Origin of the sequence: Neoroseomonas terrae (assembly GCF_018129025.1) — a bacterium.
Classification (GTDB): domain Bacteria; phylum Pseudomonadota; class Alphaproteobacteria; order Acetobacterales; family Acetobacteraceae; genus Neoroseomonas; species Neoroseomonas terrae.
Genome location: NZ_JAAEDI010000008.1, coordinates 76,861 through 97,814 on the forward strand (window position 1 = coordinate 76,861; position 20,954 = coordinate 97,814).

The window sequence follows — 20,954 nt, forward strand, 5'->3', positions numbered from 1 at the left end:
CGGGATGTGGAGCGCCGCAGAACGGTGATCCGCGACCGGGAGCCATGTCCGGAACGACGGCGCACGGCATTGCCAAGCGGGGCCTGGCGCGCTGCATTCGCACCATCACACGAGCGACGAGAACGATGTCCGGAAATTCCCTGATCCAACTGACCGCCACCGAAGCCGTCGCGAAGCTGCGCGCCGGGGAGGTCTCCCCGCTCGAGATGATCGACGCCGCGGCGGAGCGTATCGCCGCCGTGGAGCCGGCGGTGAATGCGCTGCCGACGCTTTGCCTTGAACGCGCGCGGGACCACGCGAAGGCGCTGCAGAACGGCAAGCGGCGCGAGGCGGAGAACGAGCCTGGCTGGCTCGCCGGCCTGCCCGTTGCCATCAAGGACCTGACCGAAGTCGCGGGTGTCCGCACCACCTTCGGCAGCCCGATCTTCGCGGACTACGTTCCCGACCGCAGCCACCCGATCGTCGAGCGCATCGAGCGCCGCGGCGGCATCGTCATCGCGAAGTCCAACACCCCGGAATTCGGTGCCGGCGGCTCGACCTTCAACGAGGTGTTCGGGCGCACGTGCAACCCGTGGAACACGTCGCTGACCTGCGGCGGATCGACCGGCGGCGGCGCGGTGGCGCTCGCGACCGGTGAGGTCTGGCTGGCCCATGGGTCCGACCATGGCGGCTCGCTGCGTCGTCCCGCGACCTATTGTTCCGTCGTCGGGCTGCGGCCCTCGCCGGGCCGCGTGACGCGCGGCGCGCAGGAGGATCTGTGGTCGCCGCTGTCGGTGCAGGGGCCGATGGCGCGCAATATCCCGGACCTGGCGCTGTTCCTCGACACGATGGCGGGCTGGGACATCGACGACCCGATGACCTATGACGCGCCGGCGCGCAGCTATGTTGACGCCGTCGCGGCGGCGGAGCGTGAGAAGCCGTTGCGCGTCGCCTTCGCCACCGATTTCGGCGGCACGATGCCGATGGACCGCGAGACGGCGGCGATCTGCGCGAAGGAGGTCCGTCGCCTCGAAGCGCTGGGCATCGGGGTCGAGGACGCCTTCCCCGATCTCGGAGCGCTGAACGAGGCGTTCCTGATCCTGCGCAGCCAGCATTTCGTGGTGGACCGCGAGGAACTGCTGGCGACCAAGCGCGACCTGCTGAAGCCCGACATCATCTGGCAGACCGAGCGCGGGCTGTCGGAGACGCCGTCGCGCCTGGCCTGGGCGGAGCATGAGCGCGCGCGCTTCTTCCGCTCCATGCGCGACATCTTCGCGCGCTGCGACGTGCTGATCACGCCGGGCGCATCCACCCCTGCCTTCGACGTGAACCTGCGCGCGCCGGAGAAGATCGGCGGCCAGGTGCTGGAGAACTACATGGGCGGGTCGCTGATCAATGCCTTCGCGACGCTGGCGAGCTGCCCCGCCGTCGCGGTGCCCTGCGGCTTCGACCAGCATGGGCGGCCGGTCGGGCTGCAAGTGGTCGCGCCGCCGCGGCAGGATGCGCGGGCGCTGCAGGTGGCGGCGTTGTTCGAAAAGACGATGGGCCTGGACCGGATGCTGCCGATCGATCCGCGCTCGGGAACGGTGCCGGGGTACGAATGAGGGGCACCGTTGCCCCTTTATCACTTTAGGATTTTACGACTTTAAGTCGTTATCGCGGAGTTTCGGGGCGCAATTCTCCCCGATGTCGAATCGAACATAGCCGGAACATTCGGGCCGGTCCAGGCGGAGGTGAGAGGATTGGTCCCGCCGGCGCTGCAAGCCTTTTTGCAACGCGCGATCGGCGGTGGACCCTTCTCACGAGCAGGCCGGACCGCCTATCCGCGAAGGCCGGCATCGGCGGGTGAGACGGACCTATCGGGCCCGGCGCCAATTGATTGCGGTCCAGGTGGCCCAGCCACCTGGCGGGGTGGTTCGGAGGGGCGGCGCCCCTCCGATCTCCGAAGCGCTCCCATCCGGGTCCAGCAGCCGAGCCGTTCCTGTTCGGCGCACCGGAACACCTCCAGCCTGTTGTCTTCGCGCGTATCTTGACCCGGGCGGGTGAATTCTACCTGTGCAGGATCCGGTCTAACGCTGAGCGCCCGTCGGGATCAGCACCACGTCGGAGGCCGTCGTTTCCGGCTGCCGCACCCGCACGGCCACGGAGCTTGCCACGCCATCCGCATCCAGCACCGTCACGCGGTAGAAGCCCGGCCCTGGTGGTGTCCAGGCGACTTCGCGGCGGGCGGGTTCGGCGGGCAGGGGCGCGCCGTCCACCAGGAAGGTCAGGGGGCGTTGGCCGCCCGCGGCGCGGAGCGTGACGGGTCCGGCGCCTTCTGCCAGCGAGGCGCCCGGCGGCGGGAATAGCAGCCTCAGACGATCGGCGGGTGCCTGCCGACGGGGCGCGTCGGCAACCACGCGCATGCCCTGGCGCGGCGCCTCGGGCAGCAGTGCGAAGACGCGGGCGAGCACCGGAAGCGCCGCGTGCCGCCCGGTCGCGCCCGGCATGGCCGTGCCGTCGGGCCGGCCGATCCAGACGCCGGCGACGTGCCGCGCATCGAAGCCCATCGCCCAGGAATCGCGCCCGCCCCAGGAGGTGCCGGTCTTCCATGCCACCCCGGCCGGCCCGCCGCCGGGGAAACGCTGCACCAGGATGGCGGCCACTGCCTGCGCGGCGCGGCGTTCGACCGCCTGCTGCGCGTCATCCGTGGCGTCACCCGGCAGCAGGCGCAGCGGCAGCGACCGACCTTCATCGGCGAGCGTCGCGTAGAGCGCCGTCATGTCCCGCAGCGTCGTGCCGGCTCCACCGAGTGCGAGTGGCAGCGACGCATCGGCCCCGCGCGGCAGCCGCGGCGGCGCGCCGGCCAGCTTCAGCGCGGACGCGAAGCGCAGCGCCCCGAGCTGATCGAGCAGCGCGACCGCCGGCAGGTTCAGCGACATCCGCAGCGCATCCGCCGCCGTCACGCGCCCGGCGAAGTCGCGCGAGAAATTCTCCGGCGCATAGGCGCCGAAATGCCGCGGCAGGTCGGCGATCAGCGTGGAGGGCGTGACGATCCCGCGCTCGAAGGCCATGGCGTAGAGGAACGGCTTCAGCGCCGACCCCGGCGACCGCACCGCGCGCGACAGGTCGAGCGCGCCGGCACGGGATTCCGACCCCCACTCGCCGCCGATCAGCGCGCGGATCTCACGCGTGCGGATATCCGCGATGACGATCGACAGCGCGGCGCGGTCGGGGAGGGTCGTCAGCACCTCCTCCGCCAATCGCTCCGTCGCACGTTGCAGACCGGCATCGAGAGTGAGCGTGACGGGACCCGTCGCGCCGCGCGCCATTTCCCGCGACAGGTGCGGCGCAAGCCGCGGCATGGCGTGCCGCCGATCCGGCATCGCCGCGGCCACCGCCAATTCCCGATCCGCCGCCGACATGCCCGCCGCGGGCCCGCCCCGCCGCGCCAGCACAGCATCCCGCGCGCGCCGCGCTGCGTCGGGATGCCGATCCGGCCTCAGGGTCGAAGGCCGCCGCGCCAGCGCGATCAGCAACGCCGATTCCGCCGCATCCAGCCGCGTCGCCGGCCGCCCGAACCAGGCAAGGCTGCCGGCCCGGATGCCCTCGATATTGCCGCCCTGGGGCGCGAGGGTCAGCCAGATGCCGAGGATCTCATCCTTGCTGAACCGGGCCTCGAGCTGGAAGGCGCGGAAGATCTCGATGAGCTTGGACCGCAGGTTGCGTGGCCGAGGCTCCAGCAGGCGCGCGGCCTGCATGGTCAGCGTCGATCCACCCGACACCACCCGACCCGCACGGACCCATTGGACGGCCGCCCTCGTCAGCGCGACAGGATCGACGCCCGGATGCTGGTGGAAGCGGCGATCCTCGGCCGCGATGAGGAGGTCCGTGAGACTGCCCGGCACATCGGCGGTGTTCGTGCGAAGCCGCCAGGTGCCGCCGGGGACGGGCAAGACCGACAGCGTGCGGCCTTCGCGATCCAGCACCTCCGCACCCGTGGCGGTGAGGCGCGTGAGATCGATCGGGAAGGCGCGGTCCAGGATGAACGGCGTCGCGACGAGCGCGGCGAGGAACGCCGCGGCGGCGGCGAGTTTCAGGCGCATCGGGCGCGACGGTCGAAGGAGGGCTCCGCCCTCCTCCGAGCCTCCTCCCGCCAGGTGGCTGGGCCACCTGGACCGCAATCTGTTGGTGCCGGGCGCCGTGGTCGCATTGCCGCCGCAACGAACACGCTTCGGCCGCGAAAGCTGGTCTTGACGCCATTTCCGGTCGTCGCGCGCGGCGCAGAGGCGGGGCCTCCAGACACTCTTCGGACATTGCCCGAGAAGGGATCGGGACGCGGCTCAACCGATCGCCTTGGCCAATCCTGCCGTCTGTCAGGCGACGCCTTGCGGGCATCTACGGCGGACGTAGCGTGGCTATCGACTGACGTGGAACGCCATGCGTGCGCCAAGTAGCCAAAACCGCGTCGGCCAGGGCGCCATGAGAATTCCCTGGGCGCCGCGCAGGACGCGACGGCACCCACTATCGCGCCACCGCAGCGCCCAACACCAAATCGAGGTTTCCAAAGGCCTTTCGGCCTTTGGTGGGGTGAGGTTTGGAGAGGGGCAAAGCCCCTCTCCAAGGCCGCGCGCGCCCTCACGGCTGGATCGTGATCCGCCCCGTATTCTGGCGTGCGAAGATCCCCGGCCGGTACATGTCCTGCGCTTCCGCGCCCGGCAGTTCGAACGTCCCGGGGGTCACCGCGCGCAGCCGCACGGCAACGCGGGCGAAGGGCCGGGACTGCGTGATCGTCACCGCTGCCGCGTAGCGGTCGTCGAGCGCCGGCTGGCTGTCCACTTCGGTCAGCGTGCCGAGCCACGGCATGCCGGCGATATCGCCGGCCGGCAGGCGGGAGGCGATTTCCCAGCCTGCGGGCAGGCCCTGGGTCAGCATGGCTTCGTGCCGTTCGTTGGTTTCGGAGCGCAGTTCCATCAGCAGGATGAAGGAGGTGTTCTGCGACACCGCGTCGAGGTTCAGCGGTTCGCCGTTCAGCGCGAAGAAGCGGCGGGTGACGCGGAAGCCTTCGCGGCCGGCGGGGAGCGGCTGGCGCGGGATGCCGGTGATCGACACGGCCTGCCACACAGGCGCGGCGCCGATGTTGCGCGCGGTGCCGGAGGCGGTGAGCGGTGTGACCACCACCGCCTGCGGCGGCAGGGCGGACCCGTTCACCGCGACGTTGGCGGCGCGCATGCCCTGGCCGAGCACCTGGGCGGCGAGCACCGCCCAGGCCTGTTCCTGCGTGCTGGTGCGGTTCGGCGTGAAGTCGGCGCCGGGCAGCACGGACATGGCCTGGGTCATGCGGCCCGGCAGCAGCCCGCTTTCGCGCAGCATCATCGTGGTGGCCAGCGCGTCGCGGGGGGCGTTGCCGTAGTCGAAGGACCAGAAGCGCCGGCCGGTCGCGGCGAGGGCGGCGGTGAAGGCCTGCTCGGCGCGGGCGTTGTCGCCGCCGCGGGCGAAGGTGGCGGCGAGTTGCGCGCGGGAGAGCTGCGTCGGCATGTCGTTCAGCACTTCAACGAGCCGGCGCGCGGCGCCGAGGCGCGGCTGGCCGGCCAGTGCCATCGCGTACAGGCGATAGGCCTGGGAGGCGCGTTCCTCCGGCGTCTCGGTGCTGGTGTCCTCGATGGCGTCATCGAGGAAGCGCAGCGCCTCGCGCATCGCGCCTTCCGGCACGGTGGCGCCGGCGGTGCGGGCGCGGAGCAGCGCCTCGACGGCATAGGGCGTCAGCCATTGCTGGGTCTCGCCGCTGGCGCTCCACATGGCGAAGGAGCCGTCATAGCGCTGGCGGTCGAGGATGGCGTCCACCGCGCGTTGCAGGCGGATGGCGCGTTCCGGGTCGGCCTCGCCGGCGAGGCCCGCCGAGAGGGCGAGGGCGCGGGAGGCGGATTGCTCGAGGCAGGCGAGCGGGAAGTCCTCGACCGCGCGCAGCATCGCCGCCGGGTCGAAGCGCACCGCCGCGCCGAAGGACGCGCTGGCCCGCCAAGCGCCGGTGACGTAGCGGTCGGCCGGGACGGTCAGCGGCAGCTCGACGCCGGGCGGGAGTTCCGCACCCGCCACTTCCGTCGTGCGCGGGCGGGAGGAGCGGATGGTGATCCGGCTCTCGCGTTCGACACGGAAGTTGTTCGGGCCGGTGACGGCGAGGCGCAGGACGCCCTCGCCCCCTTCCGTCGCGCGCAGCGTGGTGAAGGGCTGGGCGCGCGCGCCGGTCGCGAGCGTTGCCGCGAGGCGCGACGGGCCGTCGATGGCGATGCCGCCGGCGGCCGTCAGCTGCGCGACGATCTCGCCGGCGGGCAGCTCGATGTTGTGCAGCAGGACGGAGAGCCGGGCTTCGTCGCCGGGCGCGAGGAAGCGGGGCAGCAGCGCTTCCGCCACCACCTGATCGCGCACCGTCAGCGCGCGGGCGGCCGCGCCGACGCGGGTGCCTTCCCAGGCGACCACCATCAGCCGCAGCTCGCCCGCGAAGTCGGGAATGTCGAGCGGCACCATGGCAACGCCGTCCGGCCCCGCGCGCACCACGCCGGAGAACAGCGAGACGAGGCGCTGCGGCGGCTGGATGGAATCCGCCCCGTCGCTCTCGTCGCCGCCCTGGCGCAACAGGGCGAGTTCACCCTCGGCCGGGGCGATCAGCCGGCCGTAGTCGTCGCGGATATCGACGCCAAGCCGGCGGCGGCCGAGGAAATGCGCCATCGGGTCGGGGTTGGCGAAGTTGGTCAGGCGCAGAATGCCCTCATCCACCGCGGCGAGGGTGAGCTGCACCGGCCCGGCCGCGTTGGTGACGCGGACCGGGATCTCGACGCGCTGGCGCGGGCGGACCAGCGCTGGCGTGTCGATGGCGACGCCGAGGGTGCGCGGTGCCGGGTCGATGCCGATCCAGGCGAGGCCGAGGCCACGGCCGGGCTGGCCCTGCCGCGTTTCGCCAGGGCGGAAGACGGTGACGGCGACATAGGCGCCGGGCCCCCAGGAGGCATCGACCGGCACCTCGATCTCGGTGCCGCCCTCGGCGACGGTGATGTCGCGCAGGGAGATAAGCCGATCGGTCATGACCGTCACGCTGGCGCGGCCGGCGAAGGGCGGGGTGATGCGGATGCGCGCCGTGTCGCCGGGCATGTAGCTGCGGCGGTCGGCCGCGACGTCCACGCGGTCGGGCACTTCCGCGCTCTCGGTGCCGGCCCAGCCGGAGCGGAAGCGGATCGAGGTGATGCCGAGCCCGTTGGCGTCCGTGACCTCCAGCCGGTAGCGGCCGAATTGCAGGTTGCGGGCGAAGCGGGCGGGCCGCTGGGCGGTGACGCGGATTTCCTGCGCGTCGACCGGCTCGTCGCGCCACACGGTTTCCCACCGCGCGATCGACCCGCGCACCACGATGCGCCAGTTCGGTCGTTCGCGGACGAGGCGGACGCGCAGCGTGGCCGGCACGGCCTGACCTGCGGGGGAGACGGCGGCGATGTCGAACGCGGCTTCGGTGCCGGCATCGATCGCGTCGTTCTCGAAGGCGGGGCGGACGGCGAGCATCGTGCCGCGGGCTCGCACGGGCACGGAGAAGCGCGTGCGCGTCTCGCGGCCGCCGGGCTCGCTGACCGACACCGTCACCTCGCCCTTCACCGGGCGCGTGGTGTCGGGCGCCTGCGCCAGGTCGAGCATCAGGGTCGTGCGGCCCTGGTCGTCCGTCTCCGGGATCTCGAAGGTCAGGAGGTCGGGGGCGAATTGCTCCTGCGCGAGGCCGAAGCGCCAGCCGCGCCAGGCCTCGAAGGGCTCGGGATCGGTCAGCAGGCGCATCTCGGCCTGACCTGACAGGCCCGTGCCGGGCGCGCCGTAGAGGAAGCGCGCGGTCACGGGCACCGGCAGGTTCTGGCCCGGCACCAGCGGACCCGGCGCGGGGCCGGCCTCGACGGCGAGGCGCTCGGGCAGGAAGGCCTCGACGCGGAAGGTGGTGCGGCCGACCGGCGGCGCGTCAGGGTCGGTCAGCGCTTCCAGCGTCCAGACGCCGAAGGTGGCACCGGCGGACAGGCGCACCGGCCAGTAGATGGCGCCGCCATCCTGGCGCGGCGGGACGTATTCGGCGGCGACCTGCCCGTTCGGACGGCGCAGGCGCAGGCGCACCGGCAGGTCGAGCGGGCGGCCGGCGGGATCGCGGATCAGGGCGGCGGCGTTCACCGTCTCGCCGGGGCGGAAGATGCCGCGGTCGAGCCACAGGAAGGCGTCCACCGGGCCCGGCTGCGGCAGGCCGGTGGCGCCGCGGTCGGACAGGTCGAAGGACGCGGCTTCGAGCGAAAGGGAGGCGAGGTCGTCCGCCGTCTCGGCATGCACGGCGACAGGGGCGAGCGGGCCGGTGCCACGGGTGATGGCGGCGGGGAAGCGCGCCAGCCCGTCGGCGTCGGTGCGCGCCTCGGCCAGGATGTCGTTGTTGCGCGCCATCAGCATCACGCGCAGCCCTTCGGTGGCTGCGGCGGACTGGAAGGACCGCGCCTGCACGGCGATGCCGTCGGCGCCGCGCCAGGCGGTCAGGCCGATATCGGTGACGAAGAAGGGCAGTACCGCGCCATCGCCGCCGCCGCGGCGGGCGTCGGCGTTGCGCACGATCAGCATGTAGGCGCCGGGGCTGGCGTTGCGGAGCACATCCGGCAGCGGCAGGGCGGAGCGCAAGGTCCGGTTTGGCTGTACGCCGCGCAGCTCGGCGCGGCCGTCCCACATGACGCGGCCCCATTCGTCGGTGGTCGATGTGGCGGACCAGGAGTCGACGGACTCGCCGGGGCGCCATTCGCGGCCGAGGGCGACGAGGTTGCGCTCCCCGATGCGCACCACGCGCATCGTCATGTTGGTGACGTTGATGGTGGCGATGCCGATGCGCGGGTCCTGGCCGCGGGGGAGGATGAAGCTGCTGGTGTCGAAGGCGATGCGCGGGTCGCGGTTCGGCATGGCGACGTTGACCGTCGTTTCCTGCCGCAGGTTCTGGCGGTCCTCCCCGGGCAAGCCGGCGCGCAGGATCAGCCGGGTGGTCGCACCCCAGGGCAGGCCGGCCACACAGAGCTGGTCGCCTTCGCGCTCCACCGCCAGGGACGGAACCGGCGGGTCGGCACGGATCCAGTCGGCGGGGTTCCAGTCGGTGCGCCGCGCCGGCGGGTTGGTGAAGGTGAGGCAGGCGCGGGCCGGTTCGGCTTCCGCCTCCGGCGCCACGCGGCGGACCAGCATGCCGGCGGCGCGGCGCGCGGCTTCGAGCTGTTGGCGGTGCTCGGGGCTGTCGAGGCGCTCGAGCACGGCCTCCAGCGCCTCGATCTGCTGGACCGGGCGGTCCATGCGCCGCAGCGCCGCCGCAATCACGAGGAGGGCCGGAATCTCGGGCTGGCCATAGGGGGCGAGCTGGAAGGCGCGCCACGCGGCCTGAAGCGCGCGCTGGTTGTTGGGCGGCGCGCGGTTGAGCTGCGACTGGGCAAGCCCGAGCCAATGGGTACCGTTGGCCTGGCTGAGGCCGATCCGTTCCTCCAGCGCCGCGGCGGCGGCGGCGAAGTCGCGACGCCCGAGGGCCTCGGCGGCCCGTTGCTCGGCGGCGGCGCGCTGCTGTGACGAACCGCCCGCGGGGAAGCGCGTCTGCATCTCCCGCTGATACGCGCCCGCATCACGACTGAGCCCAGGCAGGTCGAAGGATTGCGCCACAGCGACTGTCGGGAAGGCGAGTGCCAGCACGAGGAGCAGGCGGATCAATCGCATGGCGGGGCGTTCCGGTCGTTATTTAAGGCGGCGGGATCATGGCACGCGCCGGCATGGCGCGCACGCGGGCAGGGGGCGCCAGGGCGGTGAGCTGCATCACCTGCCGCGGCATCACCGGGATAGCCCCGGCTGCGTTGCGGGAAGCATCGACACGTCCTGCAGCACGAGGCGCTCACCATCGATGGCGAGGCGAGCCTCCCCGCGACCCGCAGGCGTATCGCCGCGGAACAGGCGGAAAGTCGCGACCATGCGTTCGGGGTCGAGGGCGGTGACGCCGTTTTCCAGGCCGAGCGGCAGGCGCGGTGGCAGCGTGGCGAGCCAGACCTCGGCGTCGATGTCCTGCCATATGCGGAAAGTCGCGGGGCCGGCGCGGCGATAGAGCAGCGGGATCGGCCCGCCGGCGGTGCCGGTTTCCGCGCATGGCAGGTAGAGCAGCGTGTCCTGGCCGTGGCGGACCAGCCGCGGGCGCATACAACTCGCTTCGGTCAGGCGCTCCGCGACATCGACGGTCCATTCGCCCGGCTGGCCGCCGGAGAATACGAGCACCGCGGTCTCGTGCGGGATCTCGCCGGTCGGGTCGGGCGGGTACTCATAGAGTGCAAAGGCGAAGCGACGGCCATCGACGGTGCCGAGGGTGCCAAACTCAGCCACCCGGCAGGACCGGCGCTGGGCAGCGGCGCCGTCCGAGGAGGGCAGGGCGAGGCAGGTGCTGCGGAGGCGGCGCTCCGGCGCTTCCTCGAGCCCATGGGTCGAGAACCAGCCATTCTCCGTGCGCAGCGCGGCAAGGCGCGCCTGCAGTCCCTGGCGGATCGCCGCCGGGTTCTGGCCGGCGTCCCGCCTCAGCCGTGCCATGGCGGCGTCGTCCCGCTCACGCAGCCCGCGGCGCCAGGCGATGCCCGTCATGGTGCTGCGATAGGCGTCGACCTCGGCGGCGAGAGCGGACAGGCCAGGATCTGAGCAGACGGTGCGGTCGAAGGCATCGGCCGGGGCGCGGCAGTCGATGGCGGCGTGGGCAGCGTTCGGCAGCAGCGCGACGAGGCCGAGCGCCGCCGCGACGGCGGCTCCACGGATGACGGAAGCAACGGGGATCACGGGTCGGTCAGGCCCCTCGGATGGACATGGCGTGGCCGCCGAGTTGGCCCAGGCATCGCGGCAGCGTCTACGAAACCCTGCATGCGGCGCGATGACATCGTCGCGACGACGCGAAGTCATTGCTGCGACGTCCTGCGGTGATCCAGGATACCGGCAATCCCCGCGACACAGGCGGGGAATGGGAGGATGCGATGCCGATCACCACGCCTCTGCGGCGTCGGCCGCTGCTGGCCGCCGCCACCGCGCTCGCCACGCCCCGTGCCCTGCATGCCCAGGGAAGCTGGCCCAACCGGCCGATCACCATGGTCGCGCCCTATCCGCCCGGCGGTACGACCGATCTTTCCATCCGGCCCATCACGGAACCGATGCAGCGCATCCTGGGCCAGCCCATCGTCATCGAGAATCGCGCCGGCGCCGGCGGGACGATCGGCGCGCAGTACGTCGCGCAGGCGCGGGACGGGCACACCTTCCTCGCCTTCCCCTGCGCGGTGATGGTGATCGCGCAGCACGTGATGAACCTGTCCTTCGATCCATCGACCGCCTTCACGCCGGTGGCGATGACCTGCTTCGCCTATGGCGTGGTCGCGGCAAATCCATCCGTGCCGTTCCGCGACGTCGCCGGGCTGATCGCCCACGCCAAGGCGAACCCGGGCGCCCTGCGCTTCGGCTCCGCGGGGAACGGCACGATCACGCAGCTCAGCGGCGAGCTGTTCGCCGAGCAGACCGGCATCCGCCTGGAACACGTGCCCTATCGAGGCTCCGCCCCGTCGCTCGTCGACCTGCTGGGCGGGCGCGTGCAACTGCTGTTCGACGCCGTAGCACTGCCGGCGGTGCGGGAAGGTCGGGCCGTGCCGATCGCCACCCTCGCCGAACGACGCAACCCCGACCTGCCCGATGTGCCGACGCTGGCCGATGCAGGCCACCCGAACGCGCTCGCCGTGCCGTGGTACGGGGTGATGGCGCCGGCCGGGACACCGATGGAGCACGTGGACCGGCTGGCCTCCGCGATCGGCGAGTCCCTCGGCCAGCCCGCCACCGCGCAGGGGATGGCGCTGATGAGCATGGCGCCGACCTTCGAACGGGGGGAAGTCTTCGCGAACCGGTTGGCTCGGGAGCGGGACGTGTATGGCGGGCTGGTGCGGCGGATCGGGATACAGCCGTCGTAGTTGGGGCTGGTGGGGAGTTGGGATCGGAGAGGGGCGCCGCCCCTCTCCGAACCTCACCCCGCCAGGCCATGGATGGCCTGGACCGCCGTTACTTGGCGCTGGGCGCGGAGGTCGCGCCCTGATCCCCCCAAGCCCTGTTATGCGCAGAGCCGTAGTAGGACGACGGTCGTACGCGCTGCGCGCAGTGCCAGATTGAGGTTTGCAAAGGCCCTTCGGCCTTTGCCGGGGTAGGGTTCGGGAAGGGGCAGAGCCCCTTCCTGATCCGACCGCCGCCAATCCTCGCGTTGCGAGCCAACGTGAAGCGGGCTCGCGTCGGTGCAGTCGGAGATAGGCAACGCCCTCCCGGTCTCTCGTTATCGCGCCGGTAGCGTTCGAGAGATCCCACGGCGACGGCCAGGGCGCTACCGCGCTGCCGGTCGCAATGCCCGCCAGCCGAGCCACACCACTAGCGTCGCGACGAGCACCGTCAGGAACGCCACGCCGAGCACAACGAGGGATTCGAAGTCGGCGAAGGATTCGCAGCAGCCGCCGGTGCCGTACCAGTCCAGCAACGTCGTGCGCACTGCGTCGGGCAGGGGTGGGAAGCTATCCGGGTTGCGCATCCACCAGAAAGCGAGGCCGACCGATCCGAGGACGAGCCAGAGCCACAGAAGGGCGTAGCGCAGGACGGGTCGCAACGCGGGCTACTCCTGCCCGCAGCGCACGGTGACGCTGCCATAGGCCGTCAGCGCGCTGCCCGGCACGGGCTGTGGCGTCTCGCTGAGCAGCAGGTTGCGCACCCGCTGGAAGTCGTTCCAGTTCTCGACGGTGATGCAGCCCTGGCTGATGCCGAGCGGCCCCTTGGGGTGCAGGCGGAAATTGCCGCGGCTGACCTCGTCGCACAGCATGGCGTCGTCGAGGCTGCCATCATCGGCGAAAAGGGCGAACCATTCGCTCTTGCCGCTCCACCAGTCGCGCACGCCGCCGAGGATGCCGCCGGTAGGGCGATCGACGATGTGGTAGGTGCCGGGCGGGATTGGCCCCTGGTTCACAAAGCAGGCGGAGGCGCAGCGATTCACATTGTCGCTGAGGCCGGAGAAGGCCGGGACGGAGAGATCGCTGCGGACCAGGGTGCTCATCGGTTGGTCGTTCAGCACGAACTGCCAGGCGGACATGCGGGAGGCTCCGTTGAGATGTCGGGAACAGGCCTACCGCCCCGGATCGAAAGAACTACTGACAGCTCCGTGTCGGCTGGATGACGGTCTGAACCGCTTCGCAGCGCCGCGCTGTGCTGCCCGCGTCGCGACGACGAGGGCGGAACGGCGGAGGGCCGCCGCTGCCGCGCGCGATCCGGTCGCCATGCGGTGATGCGCGGCGGCGGGGCTCCCGATCTTTTGTTCGGATGATTCCCGCTAGGTGCCGAGTTCGGCCAGGACCTCCGCCGTGTGTTCGCCGAGCGCGGGTGCGAGCGCGGTCCAGTGGCCGAGGCCGGGCAGCATGGGCAGCGGCACCTCGCCGAGCTGCGGCTGCTGCATGCGCGTCACCGCGCCATGGCCGAGGACGTGTTCGTTCGACAGCCAGTCGAGCGGCGTGTTGACGCGGTCCGCGAGCAGACGAGCGCCCTGCAGCATTTGCACCCATTCCGTCGAAGGCCGTTTCGCGAAGGCTTCGCGGACGATTGCATAGAGCGCGTCCCGATGTTCCCAGCGCAGCGGGAAGCTGGCGAAGCGCGGATCGCGCGCGGCTTCCTGGATGCCGAGCACCTCGGCGATGGCGAGCCATTCGGCCTCGCGCACCAGGGTGATCATGACCCAGGCGCCGTCCGAGGCGCGATACGCGCCGGCCGGTGCGTTGGGGGGCGCGGCGGGCTTGCCCTGCACGCCCCATTCGCCGATCTGGTGCGTCAGCAGATTGGACGTCGCGGCCATCAGCGACAGGTCGATCAGGCGGCGGCGCGGTGTCGTGTCCTGCGCGCGCGCCGCCAGCGCCACCTGCACGGCGGAAAAGGCGTAGATGCCCGTCGCCATGTCCGAGACGAAGGCGCCGACCTTGTGTGGCGCGCCATCCGCGCCCTCGTTCAGGGCGACGATGCCGGAGAAGGCCTGCGCGACGGAATCCGTGCAGGGCCGTTCGGAATATGGGCCGCTCTGGCCGAAGCCGGAAATCGACAGGCAGACGGCATCGGGCTTCGCATTCTCCGGCCCGAGGCCGATGCGCGCGGCGACGCCGGGGCGGAACGCCTCGATCAGCACGTCGGCGGAGGCGGCGAGCTTCGCGGTCGCGGCGCGGCCTTCCTCGGATTTCAGGTCGAGCACGACGGAGCGCTTGCCGCGGTTGAAGCAGACGGTCATCACCGAGACGGTGTCGTTGGCGGTGCCGAGCGCGCGCGACCAGTCGCCTTCCGCGGGTTCGAGCTTGATGACGTCGGCCCCGCAGGCGGCGAGCATCATGCCGCAATAGGGGGCGGCGATACCCTGCCCCGCATCCAGCACGCGAATGCCCCGATAGGGCCGCATGGCCTCGTTCATCGCATTTCCTCCGTCTCGGTCCGGGCCTATCCTGACGCGAAGCGGGACGATGGGAAGGGGACGCCATGAGGATCGGTCGCAGGACGATCATGGGGCTGGTGGTGGCGCCGGTGGCAGCGCCGGCGCTCGCGCAGGACTGGCCGGCCCGGCCGGTGCGCGTCGTCCTGCCCTATCCGCCCGGCGGGCCGACCGACCTGATCGGACGGGTGGTGGCGATGCGGGCGCAGCACGAACTCGGGCAGCCGCTGGTGATCGAGAACAGGCCCGGCGCCTCGGGGACGATCGGCGCGGCCGAGGTCTCTCGCGCTGCGCCGGACGGGCAGGTGTTCCTGATGAACGCCTCGATCCATGTGATCATCCCGCATCTCAACCGGAACATGCCCTTCGACGCGCTCGCCGACTTCACGCCGGTGACGAACATGGCGATGGTGCCGCTTGTCGCGCTGGTGACGCCGTCCCTGCCGGTGCGGTCGCTGCGCGAATTGGCGGATCATGCGAAGGCCAATCCGGGGAAGCTTTCCTATGGCTCCTCCGGCATCGGCGCGGCGCAGCACCTGGCCGGCGAGATGTTCAAGCAGATCGCCGGCGTCGACATGACGCATGTGCCCTATCGCGGCGCGGGACCGGCGATCCAGGACCTGATCGCGGGCAACATCCAGGTGATGTTCGACAGCGTGCCGGCGGGCGCCGGCGCGGTGCGGCAGGGGCTGCTCCGGCCCCTGGCGACGACGACGGCGCAGCGGATCGCCGCATACCCCGACCTGCCGACCACGGCCGAGGCCGGCTTTCCGGACCTGGTGATCTCCACCTGGTATGGCGTGTGGGCGCCGCCGCGCCTGCCGGGGGCGATCGCGGAACGGATGCAGCGTGCGGTGGCCGTGGCCGTCCGGGACAGCGATGTGCAGGCGCGGATGGCGACGCTCGGCGCCGATCCGGTGGCTGACAGTCCGGCCGATTTCGCGGCCTTCTGCCGAAGCGAGTATGAGAAGTTCGGTGCCATCGTGCGCACCGCCAACATCCGGATGGAATGATGCGCGCGATCGTCTGCGAGTCCTGGCGGCCCTTCGATGCGCTGGAGCTGAAGGAAGTCCCGCCGCCGCCGATGCGCCCGCGCGGCGTGCGCATCCGCATCGCGGCGGCCGGCGTGTCCTTCGCGACGCAGCTCGTCGTCGAGGGGAAGTACCAGCGCAAGCCGCCGCTGCCCTTCATTCCGGGCACCGAGGTGGTCGGCACCGTCATCGAGGCCGCGCCGGATGCGGAAGCGCCGCCGCCGGGCGCGCGCGTCTTCGCCGTACTCGACTGGGGTGGCTACGCGGAGGAGGTGGTGGCAGACGACATCCATGTCGTCGTGATCCCGGAAGGGCTGCCTGCGGAGGCGGCGGTGGCCTTCCCGATCTCCTACCCCACGGCCGGCGCCGGGCTGCTGTGGCGGGCGCAGCTGTCGCCGGGCGACTGGGTGCTGGTGCATGGCGCGGCGGGCGGCGTCGGCCTCGCGGGTGTCGAGATCGCGAAGGCGATGGGTGCGCGCGTCATCGCCCGCGCGGGCGCGCCCAAGCACGCCATGCTGCGCGACCGCGGCGCCGAGGCGGTGCTGGACAGCGCCGCGCCCTTCCGCGACGCGGTGCGCGAGGCGACGGGCGGCCAGGGCGTGGCCTGCGTGCTCGACACCATCGGCGGGCTGGCCTTCGACGAGTCGCTGCGCTGCCTCGGCGATGGCGGCACGCTGGTGGTGATCGGCTTCGCCGGCGGTGGCATCCCGACGGTCGCGGCAAACATCCTGCTGCTGAAGAACATCGGCGTGGCCGGGGTGAATTGGGGCACCTATGTCGGCTGGTCGCCCGGCGACAACCGCCGCCTGTACGCGCCGCGCGCCAGGGAGCTGTGGGCGCAGCTCACGACCTGGTGGCAGCAGGGCGCGTTGCGGCCCGAGGTGCATGCGGGCTTTCCGCTTGAACAATTCCGGGAGGCGATGGCCGAGGTGAGCAGCCGGCGCAGCGCCGGGCGCGTGGTGCTGCGACCGTGAGGGGAGCGATGTTCCGGCGGGTGCGCACCGCATGACCCGGGTGCACGACCACCGGCACGTCGCACTGATCGTCGCCTCGGCGCTGTTCATGCAGAACCTGGACAGCGCGGTGCTGGCCACCGCGCTGCCGGCGATGGCGCGGGATCTGGGTGAGGACCCGTCGCGGCTCGGCGCGGCGATCACCTCCTACCTCGTCGCGCTGACCGTCTTCATCCCGTTCTCCTCCTGGATCGCCGATCGCTTCGGGGCGAAGCGCGTCTTCATGCTGGCGATCCTGGTCTTCGTCTTTTCCTCCGTGCTGTGCGGACAGTCGCAGGGCCTCGGCGAGCTGATCGCCTTCCGCATCCTCCAGGGGCTGGGCGGGGCGATGATGGTGCCCGTCGGGCGGCTGCTGCTGCTGCGCGAGGTGCCGAAGAAGGACATGCTGTCGGCCATGGCCTGGCTGACCATGCCGGCGCTGCTGGGGCCGGTGACCGGGCCGCCGCTTGGCGGTGTACTGACCGACCTGTGGTCCTGGCGGGCCGTGTTCTGGATCAATGTCCCCATCGGGATCATGGGCTTCCTGCTGGTGGCCTGGAAGATTCCGCCGGTGGCGCCGACCAGGCCGGGGCCCCCGGATGTGGTGGGGCTGGCGCTGACAGGCGCAGCGCTGGCCCTGGTGATGTTCGGGCTGGAGACGGTCGGCCGGCATGTGGTGCCGGAGGCGGTGTCCTGGGCGGGGCTTGCGCTGGGGCTCGTGGCAGGGTTCTTCGCGGTGCGGCATTGCCTGCGCGTGCCGCGGCCCGCGGTGGACATCTCGCTGCTGTCCGTCGCGACCTTCCGGGATGCGACCGTGGCCGGCAGCCTGTTCCGCACCGGCGCGGGGGCGGTGCCCTTCCTCATCCCGGTGATGCTCCAGATCGGTTTCGGCATGAGCGCAGCGCAAAGCGGCTTCGTGTCATTCGCCACGGCGCTCGGCGCCTTCGCGATGAAGCCGCTGGTGCGGCCGGTGCTGAAGCGGACGGGATTCCGCGGCGCGCTGGTGGCGAACGGCGTTCTGGCGGCGATCGGCATCGCCGCGCTGTCGCTGGTCGGGCCCAACTGGCCATCGGCGGCGATCTTCGTGCTGCTGGCGATCGGCGGCCTCGCGCGCAGCCTGCAGTTCACCTCCCTGAACACGCTGGCCTTCGCGGATGTACCGACCGAACGGATGTCGGCCGCGACGGCGTTCTACGGCACGGTGCAGCAGTTGACGCCGGCGCTCGGCGTCGTGCTGGCGACAGCGGCGCTGGAGGTGTCGTCATCCATGGCGGGGCGGGCCGACCTGATGCCGGTGGATTTCTCTCGCGGGTTTCTCGTGGCGGCGGCAGTGGTGCTGCTGTCGGTGCCGCTGCATGCACGGCTGGCGGCGGATGCGGGGGAGGAAGTGTCGGGGCACAAGCGGTAGCCAGGGTCTGCTGCTGTACCTGACACGCGGGCGAGCGATTCAACCCACGCGATGTTGATGGCCCCGCTGTCCTGGCCTATAGCGCTTCCTGACCGGACGGTCAGTCCGTCGCTGACAAAGAAGACTGCATGCGCGGCGGGGCTCACGGCGCTGCCAGGGATGAAAGAACGCCAGAAATGCGACTTGCCCATATTTCTCGTCGTGCGATCCGTGCTGCCGCCCTCATGGCTGCCACGCTCTGCGCCATGCCGGCGCCGGTCACAGCCCAATCCTATCCTGACCGACCGATCAGGCTCGTTGTGCCCTTCCCGCCGGGCGGGTCGTCCGATGTCAGCGCGAGGTTGCTGGCGCAGCAGCTGGGCGAGCGGCTCGGCCGTCCGATCGTGACCGAGAACCGGCCCGGCGCCGGCACCATGATCGGCAATGAGATCGTGATGCGCGCCCCGGCCGACGGCTACACGCTGCTCTACGCCGCTTCCTCGATCACGATCACCCCCAACATCAACCCGTCGCTGCGCTTCGATCCGCGCCGCGATCTCGCGGCCATCTCGCTGTACATCGATGCGCCGCTGGTGCTGGTCGCCAATACCGCCGTGCCTTTCCAGAGCCTGACCGGCCTGGTCGACTACGCGAAAGCGAATCCGGGGCGGCTGAACATTGCCTATCCCGGCATGGGGACCACCAATCACCTGGCTGCGGCACTGCTGAACCATCGCGCCGGCCTCGACATCGTGCTCGTGCCTTTCGCCGGCAATGCGGCAGGCCTGACCGCGCTGATGCGCAACGACGTCCAGCTCGCGGTCGATTCCCTCGCTTCAGCGACCGGCTTCATCCGCGAAGGTCAGATCCGCGCCCTGGGTGTGACGGGCGAGCAGCGCGCGGCATCCCTACCTGACGTTCCGGCGATCGCCGAGGCACTGCCGGGGTTCGAGACGACCTTCTGGTTCGGTCTGATGGCGCCCGCCGGGACGCCCCAGCCGATCATCGACCGGCTGTCGGCGGAGACCATGGCGGCCGTGCGGGAGCCGACCGTCGTGACGCGGCTGCACGACCTGGGCTTCGAGGCCCGGGCGGACGGGCCCGCCGCCTTCGCCGCGCGGATCGAGCGCGATTTCACCAAATGGGGCGAGCTGGTGCGCGCCGCGAACATCCGCATCGACTGAGCGGGCGGGAGAGGAGCACGACGGCCATGGCGTTCGATCCGACCACGCGCGACTTCCCGCCGCCGCATGTCCCCGTGCGCGAGGACTGGCTCGCGCAGACGCACGAACCGGTGCTCGATCCGACACTGCCCATCATCGATCCGCATCATCATCTGTGGCACCGGCCGGCAGAACGCTATCTGGCGGAGGAGCTGCTTGCCGATCTTGGCGACGGGCATGATGTTCGCGCCACGGTCTTTGTGCAGTGCCGTTCCTACTATCGCGAGGACGGCCCGGCGCCGATGCGCCCGGTCGGCGAGACCGAATTCGTGCAGCGTGTGGCCGAAGCGGCGGATCCCGCGGGGCCGCGGATCGCCGCCGGCATCGTCTGCATGGCGGATCTGATGCTGGGCGACGCCGTGCGGCCGGTGCTGGAAGCGCATCTGGCGGCAGCGCCGACGCGGTTGCGCGGTGTGCGCAACATGACCACGTCGCATCCGAGCATCGTGTCGAGCTTCGGGCGCATTCCGGCGCAGCGCCTGCTCGATCCGGCGTTCCGGACCGGCTTCGCGCATCTCGCGCCGCTCGGCCTGTCCTATGACGTCTGGGCATATCACACGCAGCTCGACGAGGTCGCCGATCTGGCGCGCGCCTTCCCGCAGACGCAGATCATCGTCAATCACCTCGGCGGCCCGTTGGGCATTGGGCCGTTCGCCTCGCGCCGCGCCGAGGTGTTCGAGGCTTGGCGGCCAGCTATCCGTGCGCTCGCCGCGGTGCCGAACCTGTCGATGAAGCTGGGCGGCGGCGGGATGCACCTGCTGGGCTTGGACTTCCACCATGGCGCGGCGCCACCGTCCTCCGAGGCGCTGGCGCTGGCCTTCCGGCCCTATGTGGAGACCTGCATCGAGGCCTTCGGCGCCGAGCGCTGCATGTTCGAGAGTAACTTTCCCGTGGACAAGGGAATGTTCGGCTACCGGATCCTGTGGAACGCCTTCAAGCGCCTCGCGGCGGGTGCGAGCGAGGTCGAGCGCAGCGCGCTGTTCAGCGGCACGGCGGCGCGCATCTATCGGCTGGAACCGATCGCCGCCTGAACGGCGTGGCAGGGGCAGCATCAAGAGGGGATGACAGGCGATGAGTAACAAGCGGACCGCGATCATCACCGGTGCGGCGCGTGGCATGGGCCAGGCCATTGCGCGCCGGTTGGGCAAGGCCGGGCACCATGTCGTGCTGCTGGATGTGCTGGAGCGCGAGGTGGAGGAGGCGGCCGCCGAGATCCGTGCCGAGGGCGCAAGTGCGGTGGGCCTGGCCCTCGATCTCGCGGATGAGGGGGCGGTCTCGGCCTTGCCGGAACGCCTTGGTGCGGACTTCGACAGGGTGGGAATCCTGGTCAACAACGCCGCCATCTCACCGAAGCGCAACGGGCGCCGCGTGCCGGCCGCTGAGATTGAACTCAGCGAGTGGGAGAGCGTGCTGCGGATCAACCTGACGGCGCCGTTCCGCATGATTCAGCTTTGCCTGCCGCCGATGCGCGCGCAGCGCTGGGGCCGCATCGTGAACGTCGCGTCGCGCGCCGGCCGCTCGCCCGGCGGCGTGGCCGCGGCGCACTACGTGACGACGAAGACGGGGCTGCTTGGCCTGACGCGTGCCTTCGGGAAGGAAGTGGCGGGCGACGGCGTCACGGTGAACGCGATCGCGCCAGGCCGGATCGAGACGCCGATGACCCAGGGCTCGCCGCCGGAGGTTCTCAAGGGCGTGCTGGCCTCGATCCCCGTCGGCCGCTTCGGCACGACGGAGGAGATCGCGGCGCTGGCTGCCTTCCTGGCGGGCGAGGAGGCCGGCTTCATCACCGGCGCCACCATCGACATCAATGGCGGCGTGCTGATGATCTGACGCGGCGGC

Annotated in this window: 14 protein-coding genes; 8 read left to right on the forward strand and 6 right to left on the reverse strand. The window is 71.3% G+C overall.

Annotation, left to right across the window (positions count from 1 at the left end; genetic code table 11):
- Positions 1 to 125 precede the first annotated feature (125 nt).
- Positions 126 to 1,583, forward strand: coding sequence for an amidase (locus GXW78_RS09060; protein ID WP_211868042.1), 1,458 nt, complete (start codon positions 126 to 128; stop codon positions 1,581 to 1,583).
- Positions 1,584 to 2,048: 465 nt separating this feature from the next.
- Here the strand turns inward: GXW78_RS09060 and pbpC are convergent, their stop codons facing one another.
- The 3 genes from pbpC to GXW78_RS09075 all read right to left on the reverse strand — a co-directional run bounded on the left by pbpC (position 2,049) and on the right by GXW78_RS09075 (position 10,791).
- Positions 2,049 to 4,064: a penicillin-binding protein 1C gene (pbpC, locus tag GXW78_RS09065; RefSeq protein WP_211868044.1), complete on the reverse strand. Its 2,016-nt coding sequence runs from the start codon at positions 4,062 to 4,064 to the stop codon at positions 2,049 to 2,051.
- Between the two features lie 532 nt (positions 4,065 to 4,596).
- The gene (locus GXW78_RS09070) at positions 4,597 to 9,699 is read right to left on the reverse strand and encodes an alpha-2-macroglobulin family protein (RefSeq protein ID WP_211868046.1); all 5,103 of its coding nucleotides are present in this window, start codon (positions 9,697 to 9,699) and stop codon (positions 4,597 to 4,599) included.
- A gap of 111 nt (positions 9,700 to 9,810) precedes the next feature.
- Positions 9,811 to 10,791, reverse strand: a complete 981-nt coding sequence (locus tag GXW78_RS09075; protein ID WP_211868048.1) for a lysozyme inhibitor LprI family protein — start codon at positions 10,789 to 10,791, stop codon at positions 9,811 to 9,813.
- Positions 10,792 to 10,928: 137 nt separating this feature from the next.
- On the opposite strand from GXW78_RS09075, the gene GXW78_RS09080 reads away from it, so the two are divergent.
- On the forward strand, positions 10,929 to 11,957 hold the full coding sequence (locus tag GXW78_RS09080; protein WP_211868050.1) for a Bug family tripartite tricarboxylate transporter substrate binding protein: 1,029 nt from the start codon (positions 10,929 to 10,931) through the stop codon (positions 11,955 to 11,957).
- 401 nt (positions 11,958 to 12,358) lie between these two features.
- On the opposite strand, the gene GXW78_RS09085 is transcribed toward GXW78_RS09080, so the two are convergent.
- From GXW78_RS09085 to GXW78_RS09095, 3 genes are all read right to left on the reverse strand, one after another.
- Complete coding sequence (locus tag GXW78_RS09085; RefSeq protein ID WP_211868052.1) at positions 12,359 to 12,634, reverse strand: hypothetical protein; 276 nt, start codon at positions 12,632 to 12,634, stop codon at positions 12,359 to 12,361.
- Between the two features lie 6 nt (positions 12,635 to 12,640).
- The gene (locus tag GXW78_RS09090; protein ID WP_211868055.1) at positions 12,641 to 13,111 is read right to left on the reverse strand and encodes a DUF2778 domain-containing protein; all 471 of its coding nucleotides are present in this window, start codon (positions 13,109 to 13,111) and stop codon (positions 12,641 to 12,643) included.
- Between the two features lie 237 nt (positions 13,112 to 13,348).
- The gene (locus GXW78_RS09095; RefSeq protein WP_211868057.1) at positions 13,349 to 14,464 is read right to left on the reverse strand and encodes a CaiB/BaiF CoA transferase family protein; all 1,116 of its coding nucleotides are present in this window, start codon (positions 14,462 to 14,464) and stop codon (positions 13,349 to 13,351) included.
- A gap of 65 nt (positions 14,465 to 14,529) precedes the next feature.
- Here GXW78_RS09095 and GXW78_RS09100 point away from each other — a divergent pair, with 65 nt between their 5' ends.
- The 6 genes from GXW78_RS09100 to GXW78_RS09125 all read left to right on the forward strand — a co-directional run bounded on the left by GXW78_RS09100 (position 14,530) and on the right by GXW78_RS09125 (position 20,945).
- Positions 14,530 to 15,495: a Bug family tripartite tricarboxylate transporter substrate binding protein gene (locus tag GXW78_RS09100; RefSeq protein ID WP_211868059.1), complete on the forward strand. Its 966-nt coding sequence runs from the start codon at positions 14,530 to 14,532 to the stop codon at positions 15,493 to 15,495.
- Entirely contained in the window at positions 15,495 to 16,487 is a 993-nt protein-coding gene (locus GXW78_RS09105; RefSeq protein ID WP_211868061.1) for an NADPH:quinone oxidoreductase family protein, read from the forward strand. The genes GXW78_RS09100 and GXW78_RS09105 overlap by 1 nt, the downstream gene beginning before the upstream one ends.
- Positions 16,488 to 16,518: 31 nt before the next feature.
- Complete coding sequence (locus GXW78_RS09110) at positions 16,519 to 17,913, forward strand: MDR family MFS transporter (protein WP_211868063.1); 1,395 nt, start codon at positions 16,519 to 16,521, stop codon at positions 17,911 to 17,913.
- Positions 17,914 to 18,137: 224 nt separating this feature from the next.
- A complete protein-coding gene (locus GXW78_RS09115; RefSeq protein ID WP_211868065.1) occupies positions 18,138 to 19,076 on the forward strand; it encodes a Bug family tripartite tricarboxylate transporter substrate binding protein in 939 nt (312 codons plus the stop codon).
- A 26-nt stretch (positions 19,077 to 19,102) separates the two neighbouring features.
- Positions 19,103 to 20,146 carry an amidohydrolase family protein gene (locus GXW78_RS09120; RefSeq protein WP_246521989.1) on the forward strand — a complete coding sequence of 348 codons (1,044 nt, stop codon included), beginning with the start codon at positions 19,103 to 19,105 and terminating at the stop codon, positions 20,144 to 20,146.
- A 40-nt stretch (positions 20,147 to 20,186) separates the two neighbouring features.
- Positions 20,187 to 20,945: an SDR family oxidoreductase gene (locus GXW78_RS09125; RefSeq protein ID WP_211868067.1), complete on the forward strand. Its 759-nt coding sequence runs from the start codon at positions 20,187 to 20,189 to the stop codon at positions 20,943 to 20,945.
- The last annotated feature ends 9 nt before the right edge of the window (positions 20,946 to 20,954 follow it).